Below are 13,146 nucleotides of genomic sequence, written 5' to 3' on the forward strand. Positions count from 1 at the left end.
TTGTGTCCAAAGACGAGGCAGGTTCAGACAGGGAAAACCGGAAATCGCCTGTTTGTGTCCGAAGAAGGGGCGTGTTCAGACAAGGAGAAGTGGAAATCGCCTGCTGGTGTCCGAAGATAGGGCAGGTTCAGACAGGAATACTAAGAATTGGCTTGCTTGTCTGAAGATGGAGCAGCTGAACAGGTAGATCCGGATCAATCCAACTCTTGTCCAATAAATGGGTTATTACAAAACAGCCGTAATTAAATAGAAGAATGAATACTTTAATGAACAAGTTGTATTAGATAGTTATCATGAAGAATAGGTTATTCCACGTGCAGCTCCTTCATAGCCCAAAGCTCAATTAATAATAACTTTAACAGGAATAATTATTGCCCCAATCATTATGTGATTGGGGCAACTTGATATTTTATAGGACTTCTTCACAAAAACTTAACTACCCAGTCTGCAGCTCCTATTTCTACTGTAATCTTGCCAATGTCTTTATTGTCTTGATGATATAAATTCCATCAGCTTCCTGCTGGTATGTTTCAGTGCTTCCTCATGATAGATCATGTAAAAGTCCCGCTGCATTGTAATTCCGTCTATATTTAATTGTTTTAAAGTTCCGAGCCGAAGTTCTTTTTTTACAGCAGATTTTGAGATGATGGAAATTCCTAATCCCGCTTCTACGCAGGATTTAATGGCTTCGGTGTGTTTCAGCTCCATAATGACATTCAATTTGGATGCATCTACATGGCATCTTCTAAAGGAATCCTCCATCACTTGCCTTGTTCCTGAACCTTTTTCCCGGATAATAATAGGAACTGACAGCAGCTCCTCAATGGTTATATTGTCCGTCTTAATGAATTTATTCTCAGGAGAGGCTATGATAATCAACTCATCTTTGGCAAAAGGAACTTGTTTAAAGGCTGGGTAGGAGAGCATGGATTCAATGAACCCTAAATTGATTTCATGGTTTAACAGCTTCTCAACGATATGCCTGGAGTTATATACATTTAAATGCAAGCTGACTTTTGGATAGAGACTCGAAAAGTCAGCTAATAAAAAGGGGAGTACATGCTCCCCGATTGTTAAGCTGGCTCCGACCTTTAAGTCCCCATGTACACTTCCCTTTAATTCTTCAAGTTCATTTTCAGTTTCATTCATTAAAGCTATCAGCTTTTTGACTTTATGATAGAGGATTTCGCCTGCAGGAGTCAGTGAGATTTTTTTTGTTGTCCGTTCAAAGAGCTGACAATCCCACTGTTCTTCGAGTTGTTTGATTTGAAGGCTGACACTGGATTGAGAGAGGTGAAGATCCTTGGCAGTCTGGGAAAAACTTTTATTATTTGCTGTGACATAAAATACTTTCAAATAGTCGAGGTTCATAAGTATTCTCCTTCAATCATGTAACTTCCCTCTCTCTATTGTAATCGATAGAGGGACATTTAAAAAATTTTATATATCAAGAGCAGCAGAGGGGTTATGGCAAGAAGACCCAGAAAACCTGCTATGGCAACAGCTACTGGTTTAAAGCCTACTTTCACGAAGTCTTTCCATTTAATATTTAGCCCAAGCCCTGCCATTCCCATTGCGAGGAGGTAGGTGCTAAGCAGCAAAAGAATGCTGATGACACTTCCGGGAATGGAGAAGATAGTATTGATCAGGCTGGTAAGGAGAAATCCAAATATAAACCATGGGATTGGCAGCTTCCCTATATTCCGGCTTTTGCCGCCGTTTTTTCTGCTGTAAACAATACTGATAATAAGGGCAACTGGTATCAGCAATAATACTCTTCCGAGTTTAACCAGAATGGCAGAGTCACTGCTGACATCTCCGCCTGGAACACCTGCCGCCACTACATGGGCAAGTTCGTGCAGGGTTGCACCGGCTAACACACCATATTCCTGCTCGCTAATAGGCAGCAGAGGGAATAAAACAATATACAAAATAGCCCCAATGGTCCCTAAAACGGCTATGCATGAAACTGCAACAGCGGTTTGCTCTTCCTTGCTTTTGACAATTGGCGCAATCGCAATAATGGCTGCCGCTCCGCAAATAGCAGTGCCAGCAGCAAGTAAAGCTGACAATTTCTTATTGATTCTGAACGCTTTCCCCAAAAGCAGGATGAAACTCATGGTAAAGACGATGACCACAACATCAATGATCATGATTGAAAAACCTGCTGATATAATTTCCTGCAAATTCAGCCTAAAGCCCAGTAAAATAATCCCTGCACGAAGCAATACCTTGCTTGAGAACTGTACACCTGAATGAGCGTCCGCAGGTACAGATAGCGTATTTCCCCAAATGCCTCCCAGCAGAATGGAGAGGATCATGATTCCGAGAATGGAGAAAAAGGGTAGATTGGCAATTTGGCCAGCCAGAACCGCAAGGAGGAGGGTCAGCAATAATCCTTTCGCAAACCCGATAGTCTTTTGTTTTTTTTTAGGTTCTTCTATTACATATTCTTGAATTTTTTGAGCTTCCACAGGAAGATCCCCTTTCGTTCATTTGATACCTTAACCGTATCATAGGAAAGGAGAACCGCTTCACCGATTGTTTAATAAGGCTTATTGGATTTTTTAATGATTCAAACGTGTATGGCTTAAGCCCCTTTTTGCTGCAAAATAATGACTTCTTCTTCTTTTTCTTTCATTGAAAGGAATAATACTCCTGCAATGATGAATACTCCGCCAAGCAATTGATAGCTTCCGAAGGTTTCTTTTAGCCACAGGAAAGATATCATAGCTGCAACAAGAGGCTCAATACTGGATAAAAGACTGGTTTCTGTGGGTAAAAGATACTTCAGACTCCCTATATAGAGCAAAAAAGAGAGGGTGCTGATCACAATAATGCTAATTAACATAGATAATGTGCCAATATTAAGGGCTCCTGCCATGTTGGAAAAGCTGAATGAAGGCGTCAGCAAATATAGGACGATTCCGCCAAGCAGCATTCCCCACCCGATGATCGTCATCGTCCCCCAGGTCTTAATGAGAGAAACAGGCTGCAATGTATAAAAGGCAAATCCCAGTGCCGTTAAAAACCCGATTAATAAAGCCTTATCCGATAACAGAATCTGGTCCAGAGATCCATTAGTAATAAGCAGAAAAATCCCTGATAGAGCGGTCACAATGGCAAGCAAATGAATCTTGGACGGCCATCTCCTGGACTCAATTGCCACATAAATCGTAATCAGCACCGGACCAGCGAATTGGAACAGGGTTGCTGTCACTGCATTGCTCACCTGAATGGTTTCAATAAAAGCATATTGCCCTCCAAGCATCCCCAAAACAGCAAAAAGGAGAAGCTGTATCCAGTGGCGGGGATACTTCCAAATCGCAAATACATTTACTTTCCGGCATGATAAGAAAATGAGCGTGAAAATTCCTGCCGCAATCAATCTGACAACTAAATAATCGCTTGATGATAAGTGGGTTTCCTGAAAAAACCACTGCAGCATTGGACCAGATAATCCCCACAAAGAAGCTCCGCTTATGATCATGGCCAGTCCCAGCCTGCGTGAATTGCTCATGTTGTGTGTCTCCTTACTATATTTGTAATTATCATGTATTATAGATAATAACTGGTGTTGTTAGAAGGGCCAGATTTTTATTATTGAAGGGGTCCAGTTTAATGTCCGAGTTAACGCCAAATCTAGACTTTACAAGCGGTGAGGCACTATATGTGCAATTATATAAATATATTAAAAACGAAATTAAAACAGGTAATCTGGCGGTAATGGCAAAGCTCCCTTCCAAAAGGAAATTTGCCAGATATCTTGAGGTCAGTGAGAACACAATTGAATCTGCGTATGAACAGCTTATGGCTGAAGGTTATATCGAATCGAAGGCGCGCAAAGGATATTTTGTGTGTGAAGTTGAACAGTACCATTTTGCTTCAGAAAATGAAGAGCCTTTCGCTGAAGAAAAACAGCATACAGAGGGTAAGTACATTTATCATTTTACTCATTCAGGGGTGGATATCAGGACGTTCCCTTTTTCTGTTTTCCGGAAATTAACAAATCAAGTCCTGACAAAGGAAAATGGCGAGGTACTGATGCTTGGCCATCCTCAAGGTGAGCTGGAATTGCGGAACCAGATCGCGAAATATCTGTATAAATCCAGGGGTGTAAATTGTTCCTCAAGCCAAATCATTCTTGGTTCCGGGACACAATATCTAATGAAAATTTTATTGCAGCTGCTGGATGGAAGTATTTTTGCTGTCGAAAATCCGGGATATCACCGCAAGCTCGTCATCTTTGAAAAAGGAATGGACAATGTGAGGGACATTCCTCTTGATATAGATGGACTTATTTTATCAAAGCTGAAAAAATCAGGGGCAAACATTGTCTTTGTCACACCATCACACCAATTCCCTTGCGGAATGATTATGCCTATTGCCAGAAGGATGCAGCTTTTAAAATGGGCAAAGGAAAAACCTGGCCGTTATATTATTGAAGATGATTATGACAGTGAATTCCGCTACACAGGCAAGCCGATTCCGGCCCTCCAGGGATTGGATAAAGATGAAAAAGTAATTTATATGGGCACATTCTCGAAAGCTCTGCTTCCTTCTCTTAGGATTAGTTATATGGTCCTTCCGATACCTTTGCTGGAGATTTATCAGGAAGATTATTTCTTTTATGCGCAAACTGTTTCCCGGACAGATCAGGAGATTTTGGTTAAATTTCTTCAGGAGGAGTACTGGGATAAGCATATTCAGAAAATGAGGGTCGTTTATCGTAAGAAAAGAGATATCCTAATTGCTGCCATATTGAGTTATTTCCCACCAGGTTCTGAAGTAATTGGACAGGACTCAGGTTTGCACATCTTACTTCGGCCAAATAATGAAATGAATGAACAGCAGCTGATCATGAAAGCCTTAGAGGCAGGAATAAAAATTTATCCAGTATCTCAATTTGGAAAAAATGACGGTCACACTGTATTGCTTGGTTTTGCCTTACTATCCGAAGAAGAGATATTTGAAGCAATAAGGGTGTTGGCCAGGGCATGGTTTGAATTGTAAAACCTAAAAAGTGGTGATTTAGCATTCGCAGCTTATCAAGAACCATAATGTGGAGAACATTTGCAGGATTTCTAAAGTAGTTATTAATGCTCATTTTACCAAGTAAAGCGAACTGTTTGTCCATTCAGTACGTTTCCATTTATAACAGGCTTTAGCCTGTAAAATTAGATGGAGGTTTTCTTGAATGAAAAAGTTTTCTTTCCTGATGGTATGTCTATTTTTTTTAGCAGGTGCAGCGGGTTTCACAGCATATTCGAACTCTGGAGAGCCGGAAAATTCTTCAGTTGAAGCCGCACAGACTGAAGCTGTTCAAGTTTATGGTCCAGGTGGTCCTTTGGGCCCGATAAAGGAGGCTGCAGAAAAGTTTTCTGCGGAAACAGGTATTATGGTGAACGTAACGGCTGGACCGGAATCCAATTGGATTCAGCAGGCAAAGGAGGATGCAGACCTGATTTACGGAGGTTCAGAGTATATGATGCAAAGCTTTGTTTTTAACCATCCTGGAATGATAGACGAAAAATCAAGAACAGAGCTGTATGCTCGTGCTGCTGGTATTCTTGTGAGAAAAGGAAATCCCAAAAAAATAGAATCCCTAGAGGATTTAACAAAGCCAGGAATTAAAATAGTGGATGTTAACGGTGCAGGCCAGCTTGGCCTTTGGGAAGACCTGGCAGGTAGAAAGGGCCTGATCGCTGGTTTAAATCAAAACATTGATATTTCAGTCAAAACCAGTGCTGAAGCCATTGATCTTTGGAAGACAAATTCAAAGCTGGATGCATGGATCACATATGAGTCCTGGCATTATCGCTTGAAAGAGGAAACAGAATTAATCCAGATGCCGGATGATGAAAAGATTTACAGAGGGACACCTATTGCTATTACCAAAGCTTCGCAGCATAAAAAAGAGGCAAAAAAATTCATAGAGTATCTGCAAACGGAATCAGCCCATAAGATTTTCCAAAAATGGGGATGGAACTAAGTGAGTAAACTGCTATTAAACATGCCTATATTTCTATCGAAAAACAACAGGCTGTGACCTCTTATCCAGTTTGATAATAATACAAGAGGGAATGAAATGGGCGAGGAGGGATCAAATGAAAAAAATACTTTCATTTATATCCATTTTGGTGATTATTATATTGGCAGCTGGCTGCAGTTCCAATGGAGAGAATGAGATGCAGAAAAATGAAAACAGCGAAGGAGCAAGCAACTCAGACGGACAAATGGCTGATAAGCTTTTAAATGGCAGTGATGAGGTAATGGCGGTTCTGGATGATTTACAAGCTAATTTGGAAAATAAGGCGGAAAACTCGGAACTGATACAAAAAACGGGCAAAGACCTTGAGGAAAACTGGGATGAGATTGAGAAGAAAGTGGAGGAGAATTTTCCTGAAGACTACAAAAGTATTGAAGAGAGCTTATATCCGCTAATTAGTGAATCTCAAAAAGATCAGGGTGACTCAGCAAAAATGAAGGAACTGGTTACCGAAACAAAGGAAAAATTAGAGTCATTTAATGAGAAATTAGCTGAAAAATAATGAGTTTAAACCTGCCCTAAATTTTATTGGGCAGGTTTATTTCATTATATTAGGTCCCCAGCACTTTTTGTCCTTGCGGCTGAGTGTTAAATGGATTAGGTTCCAATGTAACCCCAATATCTTCAAACGAATATTCTGGAGGCAGGCGGTAGGTGATAAGTCCGCTGCCGTTTTGATCAGGTATCAAAGTGCCAGCACTTTGCCGGTTTCCGTTTTTTAACAGCCATACTTGGTAAACCTCATCACCCTTCGTAATAGGCATATTATTCAGAGCAATGACAAGGCTTGTTTCCGTACCTTCCTGAAGAAGGTATGCGCTGCCGGTAGCAGAAGCAGCTAAGCTTTGCCCTGTTAAGGAATAAGTCGTAACAATTTGTGTCGGATCAGCAGCTTTATTCTCTAATGACTTAATCGTATCTTTCAATTGAAGGCTGTTCCAATAAAACCCAATTAAACAAATGATTAAAATAGCTGTTACAGCAGTAGATATGGGTGAAAAATGCCTTTTGGCAACTGATAAAATTCGTTCTTTAAAGCTAATCGGTTCGGTTTCTATTTTTTCTTCATGTTTAAGAAATTTATTTTCTTCAAAGACAAAATCCATCACTTCTGATTTCAATGATTCCGGTACCTCTGTTTCTTCTACATCATAAGAAAGCATTTGCCATGTTTCTTGTATAGATTTCAGTTCCTGCTGGCATTTTGCGCATTTTAGCAGATGGTCTTCGAACTGTTTTTTATCTTGGTTTGTAAGTTCATTTATAATATATAAAGATAAATTATCACATTTATTCTCCATGCCGAACACCTCCTATTTTCCCGTTGAAATTATTCCGAAGCTTTTTTAAGGCCTGATGCAGGCGGCTTTTAATCGTACCCAGCGGCTTTTGTTCAAGTTCTGCAATTTCACTTAAGGAGTAGCCTTCCCAATATAATAAGTTGATAAGGCGCTGCTGTGGTTCAGAGAGATGTCGTTTTGCTTCTTGAATCTGCTGTTTTAGCAGATTTCTTGAAACTTGCTGCTGGACATCATCAGATTGAAGACCTTGTATTTGCTGCCATTCTTCAAGCTCCAATTGGACCGTTCCTTTATATTTTTGTTCTTTACGGATAAGATCTATGGAAATGTTTCGAGTTATGGTAAGAAGCCAGTTCACAAACTGTCCTTGTGATGGATTATAGGTGCGTTTTGTCGTCCAAAGCCGAAGGAACACCTGCTGAACAATTTCTTTCGTTTTTTCAGTATCTCCCTTGGTTATTTTTATGGAGAAGCTGTAAATCAGTTTTACATATCGGTCATACAGCTCTTCAAGTGCTGGCCGATGATTTTGAACAATTAATTCTATTAGTTCTTCATCTGACTTAGACTTCATTGACGGAAATCTCTCCCTTTTTAAACGAAATTATTTAGTATAGATCTTAACATAGATTGGCGGAGAAATTTGATAGGGGAGGAAAAAAAGAACTGCCGATAAACCAGGCAGTTCCTTCAGTAACATGCATTATTGTGTAAATTTCGTTTCGCTGTTTACAATAAACCAAACATCTTTGACGCCTTGTCCCTTTACATCACCAGATGCTCCGTCCTTTATGAAGTAGTATAGCGGGTAGCCTTTGTAGGTCGTTTGTTTCTCACCAGTGTCAGCGCGGGTAATCGTTCCAAAGTCTTCTTTATTAAATCCTTCCGGAACGGCAAGGTCTTCAGAGTAGAAAGCTGGCCAGTTTTCTAGACAATCTCCACTGCAATTTGATGTGTTTGGCTGATCTTTTGCAAAGTAGTAAAGTGCCATACCTTCAGCATCTGTAAGATATTTACCAATTTTTTCGTTTTCCATCAGTTGAAGTTCTGTGTCCGATTCTGCAAGATCTTTTTCTGCTTCGTTGTTAACCTCTGTTGTTGTTTCTTGTGCTTGTTCCTTTGTATCTGTACTTTCTGTTTTTTCCTGAGAACTGCATCCTGCAAAAAGTATGCCTGCTAAAAGAATTGTGTAAAAATGAATTTTTGTTTTCATGATTAATCCCTCCGTTATTTAATCTTATCAATTCAGATAACGGTCGAAGTGATAAAACGGTTCGATATAAATTTAAATTTTTTCTATATTCCTTAAATCAGGGTGGAATCAAACAACCGCCAACCTGCCATTGGTAAATGAAATAGATTATGTCTGTATATAAAATTTATTATTGGAATATTGATTCCTTACTCTTTATAAAGAGGACTAAATTTACCTGGAGTGTAACCTATTTTGTCCTGCTAAAGTGGCAGGATCAATTATACAAAGGGATTTCCAAAGTGTCGGAATAATAAAAATAATTATTTCATTTTACTGTTTAATGCGATATTATCCTTTTAAAAAGGATAATGGCGATGAGAAATAAGTGGACTACCAACATTTTTAACCATTTAGTATTTTTAAATATCCAGAGTAAGCTTCTATTTATGTTTCTGCTTGCAGCATTAATTCCCTTATTGGCTTTAGGAGCCATTTCATATTATCAGTCTTCAAAAGTAGTAAACGAACAGCTTAAAAATTACAATCACTTTGCCGGTGAGAAAATACAAAAAGAACTTGACCGCACATTTAACGACATGTTTTTCAGCGCCGCGGCGATCAAGCAATATATTGCTGATCAGACATCAGTCAATCTTAGTTCTCAGGAACCGCAAACTTATATGGATTTTAAGGAAGAAAGTAATTTGGAGCGTTTAATGGAAATCCATAAAAAAGGAAACATTAAAGGGATTTATTTAATTACCTCCTCAGGTTATTATTTTGGTGATTACAATATTGATATTAAATCCTTTAAGCAAAGGGAGATATGGAAACAGGCACTTGCAAGCGGAAAAACGGAAGTTTCCGTCTATAAATCTGATCATTATAAATCAAATAATCCGGATAGATTAATCGGATTACTGATGCCTTTAGATACACATGGAGTTTTAAATCATAGTTATCTTTTAATTGAAGCGGATGCAGATGAAATTTTTTCAATGGTAAAAGTTTTAGAGGACGACCTGAAAGCCCGCATATCTATCCAAAATGAAGCGGGGGAATACTTTTATGCAACCATAAGTACAAGAAAAGATCATTCGAGTGATATCATTTGGAAGGAAACGACTTTCACCAATAACTGGAGCATCCGATTTAGAATTCCTCAGGATGAATTTTACAGGTCATCAGCAATCATTTTTCGTGTCGTTATGATCGGAGCAGTTTTTGCACTATTGCTGGCGCTCGCTTTATCTTTTTTATTTTCCAGACAATTTTCCAGCAAGATTTTAAGGTTGAAGCTTGCCATGGATGATGTGAGTAAAGGAAGCCTGGATTCAAAACCATCTATTGAGACAGAAGATGAGATAGGACAGCTAGGTTACCATTTTAATAGAATGTTATTTCAGATTAATCAGCTTGTTGAGGAAGTTAAAGAAAAAGAAGCGATTAAGCTTGAAGCTGAAATGAGAGCAGTGCACTATCAAATCAATCCCCATTTGCTTTTTAATACTTTAAATATCATTCAGTGGAAAGCCAGGATCGACGGAAACCCGGAAATTAGCAAAATGCTGACTCATCTAATTATGGTATTAGAAGGAAATCTTAATTTTGATATTGGTCTTGTTCCATTAGAAGATGAATTGAAAGCGCTTAAACACTACCTTGCTATTCAAGAATTAAGGTATGGGGCACATTTCTCCTTTCAGACTGAGATGGAAAGCGGATTAGGAGACGCTTTGATTCCCCGAATGACTCTTCAGCCGATGATTGAAAATATCTTTTTTCATGCTTTTGAAGATGGAACAGGTGAGATTTCTCTTCATGTGCTAGAGAAACAATCCAGTTTCCAGCTGATTTTAAAGGATAATGGAAAAGGAATTCACCAGGAAAAGCTGGAATCCTTGTTTAAGAAACCTCCTTCTTTAAAAAAAGGGGGAATTGGTTTAGATAATATTTACCAAAAGTTCAGATTCCACTTTGGCAAGCATTTTCTGATAGAAGCAGATTCTGAAATAGGAAAAGGAACGGCAATTTCAATCTATTGGCCAAAAAGGTGGGTTAAGAATGACAGACAACACACGTGAGCTAAAGGTCTTGCTCGTCGATGATGATACGATTGTCCGCAAGGGCCTAAAGGCGACAGTTGATTGGGACAAATATGGAATGAGAGTCGCAGCGGAAGCTCCTAATGGAAAAAGAGGCTGGGAAGAGTTTTTAAAACATGAGCCGGAAATAGTGATTACAGATATTGTGATGCCAGAGGAAAATGGCCTTGATTTAGCTAGGAAAATTAAAGCTGAATTTCCTCAAACAAAAATTTTGCTGCTAAGCTGTCATAAGGATTTTGAATTTGCTCAAGAAGGCCTTAAATTAGGAGCATCAGGCTATTTACTGAAAACAGCTTTTGAAGATGAAGACCTGAACCATTTTCTCTCAGTATTTAACAAGGAAATAAGGGGCCAAGTTCCCGACCAAATTCCCAGTTTTCAAAAGAAGTTATTGTTATGGCTTCAGGGAGATATTGAAGAGAAAGATTTTCTTTTAGATGCAGATATCTTCTTTAAGAAAGAATGGAAATGGTTAGATTCTCCGTTTTATGTATATATACTCGATAAGACCCCAAATCCTATTAATTTTCCGGTTAAGTCGTCCAATAATCTTTTCTTGAGCCTATCGGAAGATCGAATAGTTTTCTTTATTGAGGCAGCATATCAAGTCCGTCTTCTAAGTTATTTATCTGATGAAAATAAAGATCGATTTTTTAATAATTGGAAGTACGCTGGGCCTTTTTGCGGGAAAGAGGAATGGATGGCTTCCATTCGGGCAATAAGTAATGTGCATCATCTTCAAGGGAACTGCAGAGAGTATCCAAAAGTTATACTATTTGCAATAGACTATATCGTTAAACATTTATCCACACCTATATCAGTAACAGAAATAGCCGAAGCTGCAGGAGTAAGCAGAAGCTATTTGAGCACTCTGTTTAAAAGTAAAACAGGATTAGGCATTCAATCATTTATTAACAGCAAGAGGGTAGTTATGTCAAAAAGACTTTTGAGCTCCTCTCCGTTAACGATCCAGGAAATTGCCGATTTGACTGGCATCGCAGATGCAAAGTATTTCAGTAAATGGTTCAAGCGCTGTTGTGGAATTACGCCCACTGAATTTCGAATAAAACAAAAAAACGAAAATAATCAAACAAATAAATCCCTCAGTTAAACAAAATTGCACAATTGAAGAAACGAATTGCAGTTTTTAACCGCTTTCAAAAAAGTTACAATGAAAGCGGTTATATTTTTTGAAAATTTAGATACTTAAAAGGGGGAAGGTCATTGAAACAGAAAAAGTGGTGGAATGTTTTAATCATTATGGCGGTTATATGGATGACTGCAGCCTGCAGTTCCAATACAGCCTCAAGTGACGGAAAAGATAAAGATGGGAAAACGATTCTTCGTTTCGCAACATGGGACTCAGGTGAAACATTAAAAATTCAGCAGGATATTGCAAAAGAATTTGAAAAGGACAACCCCAAAGTAAAAGTACAAGTGGAAGCGTATGGTGACGGGTTTGATCAAAAGCTTGCTGCTTCGTTTGGAGCAAAGAATCCTCCAGATGTTATGTATATGTGGGATTTTTCCACTTACCACCAATCTTTAGAGCCTTTGGATACTTTTGTGGACAAGGATTCTTCTATTAAAATGGATGATTTTTATGAAGGATTATTCAATTACTCCAGTGTGGACGGGGAATTGTACGGGATGCCAGCTGGTTTTACCACCATGGTTGTCTATTATAATAAAAAATTATTTGATCAACATAACATTTCATACCCTAAAGAAGGCTGGACATGGGATGAGTTTAAGGGAATTGCCAAAAAACTGACAGATAAAAGCAAAAAGCAATATGGGTTTGGGGTTACAGCAGAGCCTGATACTTATGATTTGCAAGGGACGGTTTGGAGCAATGGTGGAAGCTTTGTAAGTGAAGATGGGAAGAAAATTGATGGGTATATGAACAGCCCTGAAACAATCGAAGCGATCCAAATATATGGCGATATGGTGAAAGAGGGCACAGCGGTTTTGACTGGAGGCAAAAATCAGCAGAGCGGAACGGATATTTTTAAAGCCGGGAAGCTAGGAATGTATATAAGCGGCATTTGGCCGCTCGAAGGATTCAAAGAGGCTGGCATTGATGTAGGCACAGTGGCAATGCCTGCGTTTGGAAGCAAGCCTGTTAAAGGTTTAATTGCTTCATCGGCAGTATCAATCGCAAAAGATTCAAAAGAGAAGGATTTGGCTTGGGAATTTGTAAAGTTTTATTCTTCTGAAAAAGCCATCCAGATGAGGACAGCAGACTTACCAGTACGCAAGAGCGTTGTGGAAGCAAATAATACTGCAGAAGATGAGTTGTACAAGCCTTTTTATATGATGCTTGAGAATTCATCCAATACACCTGCTTTTCTTTTGAACTCCAACTGGAATGAAATTAACCGAAATTTATCGGCTGCCATAAATGCGGTAATGCTTGGCCAGGATGCAGATGAACTATTAAATAAAGCAGTCGAGGATTCTGAAAAATATGTAGGCCAATAGCTTGGAGGG

At 39.0% G+C, this 13,146-nt stretch carries 12 protein-coding genes; 6 read left to right on the top strand and 6 right to left on the bottom strand.

Features of this window, described 5'->3' with window-relative positions:
- Positions 1-483 precede the first annotated feature (483 nt).
- From QUF73_01345 to QUF73_01355, 3 genes are all read right to left on the bottom strand, one after another.
- A complete protein-coding gene (locus tag QUF73_01345; protein MDM5224847.1) occupies positions 484-1,371 on the bottom strand; it encodes a selenium metabolism-associated LysR family transcriptional regulator in 888 nt (295 codons plus the stop codon).
- Between the two features lie 59 nt (positions 1,372-1,430).
- On the bottom strand, positions 1,431-2,474 hold the full coding sequence (locus QUF73_01350) for a putative sulfate exporter family transporter (GenBank protein MDM5224848.1): 1,044 nt from the start codon (positions 2,472-2,474) through the stop codon (positions 1,431-1,433).
- A 116-nt stretch (positions 2,475-2,590) separates the two neighbouring features.
- Entirely contained in the window at positions 2,591-3,520 is a 930-nt protein-coding gene (locus QUF73_01355; protein ID MDM5224849.1) for a DMT family transporter, read from the bottom strand.
- 101 nt (positions 3,521-3,621) lie between these two features.
- On the opposite strand from QUF73_01355, the gene QUF73_01360 reads away from it, so the two are divergent.
- The 3 genes from QUF73_01360 (at position 3,622) to QUF73_01370 (ending at position 6,551) form a co-directional block, all read left to right on the top strand.
- A complete protein-coding gene (locus QUF73_01360; protein MDM5224850.1) occupies positions 3,622-5,013 on the top strand; it encodes a PLP-dependent aminotransferase family protein in 1,392 nt (463 codons plus the stop codon).
- A gap of 184 nt (positions 5,014-5,197) precedes the next feature.
- Positions 5,198-5,992 carry an extracellular solute-binding protein gene (locus QUF73_01365; protein ID MDM5224851.1) on the top strand — a complete coding sequence of 265 codons (795 nt, stop codon included), beginning with the start codon at positions 5,198-5,200 and terminating at the stop codon, positions 5,990-5,992.
- A gap of 115 nt (positions 5,993-6,107) precedes the next feature.
- On the top strand, positions 6,108-6,551 hold the full coding sequence (locus tag QUF73_01370; protein ID MDM5224852.1) for a hypothetical protein: 444 nt from the start codon (positions 6,108-6,110) through the stop codon (positions 6,549-6,551).
- A 49-nt stretch (positions 6,552-6,600) separates the two neighbouring features.
- Here the strand turns inward: QUF73_01370 and QUF73_01375 are convergent, their stop codons facing one another.
- The 3 genes from QUF73_01375 to QUF73_01385 form a co-directional block, all read right to left on the bottom strand.
- Entirely contained in the window at positions 6,601-7,350 is a 750-nt protein-coding gene (locus QUF73_01375; protein ID MDM5224853.1) for an anti-sigma factor, read from the bottom strand.
- Positions 7,340-7,924: a sigma-70 family RNA polymerase sigma factor gene (locus QUF73_01380; GenBank protein MDM5224854.1), complete on the bottom strand. Its 585-nt coding sequence runs from the start codon at positions 7,922-7,924 to the stop codon at positions 7,340-7,342. The genes QUF73_01375 and QUF73_01380 overlap by 11 nt, the downstream gene beginning before the upstream one ends.
- A 129-nt stretch (positions 7,925-8,053) precedes the next feature.
- The gene (locus tag QUF73_01385) at positions 8,054-8,563 is read right to left on the bottom strand and encodes a hypothetical protein (GenBank protein MDM5224855.1); all 510 of its coding nucleotides are present in this window, start codon (positions 8,561-8,563) and stop codon (positions 8,054-8,056) included.
- Between the two features lie 356 nt (positions 8,564-8,919).
- Here QUF73_01385 and QUF73_01390 point away from each other — a divergent pair, with 356 nt between their 5' ends.
- From QUF73_01390 to QUF73_01400, 3 genes are all read left to right on the top strand, one after another.
- Positions 8,920-10,629, top strand: coding sequence for a histidine kinase (locus QUF73_01390; protein MDM5224856.1), 1,710 nt, complete (start codon positions 8,920-8,922; stop codon positions 10,627-10,629).
- Positions 10,610-11,764: a response regulator gene (locus QUF73_01395; protein MDM5224857.1), complete on the top strand. Its 1,155-nt coding sequence runs from the start codon at positions 10,610-10,612 to the stop codon at positions 11,762-11,764. The genes QUF73_01390 and QUF73_01395 overlap by 20 nt, the downstream gene beginning before the upstream one ends.
- Positions 11,765-11,928: 164 nt before the next feature.
- Positions 11,929-13,137, top strand: a complete 1,209-nt coding sequence (locus QUF73_01400) for a sugar ABC transporter substrate-binding protein (GenBank protein ID MDM5224858.1) — start codon at positions 11,929-11,931, stop codon at positions 13,135-13,137.
- The last annotated feature ends 9 nt before the right edge of the window (positions 13,138-13,146 follow it).

This window comes from Cytobacillus sp. NJ13, assembly GCA_030348385.1.
Taxonomy (GTDB): domain Bacteria; phylum Bacillota; class Bacilli; order Bacillales; family Cytobacillaceae; genus Cytobacillus.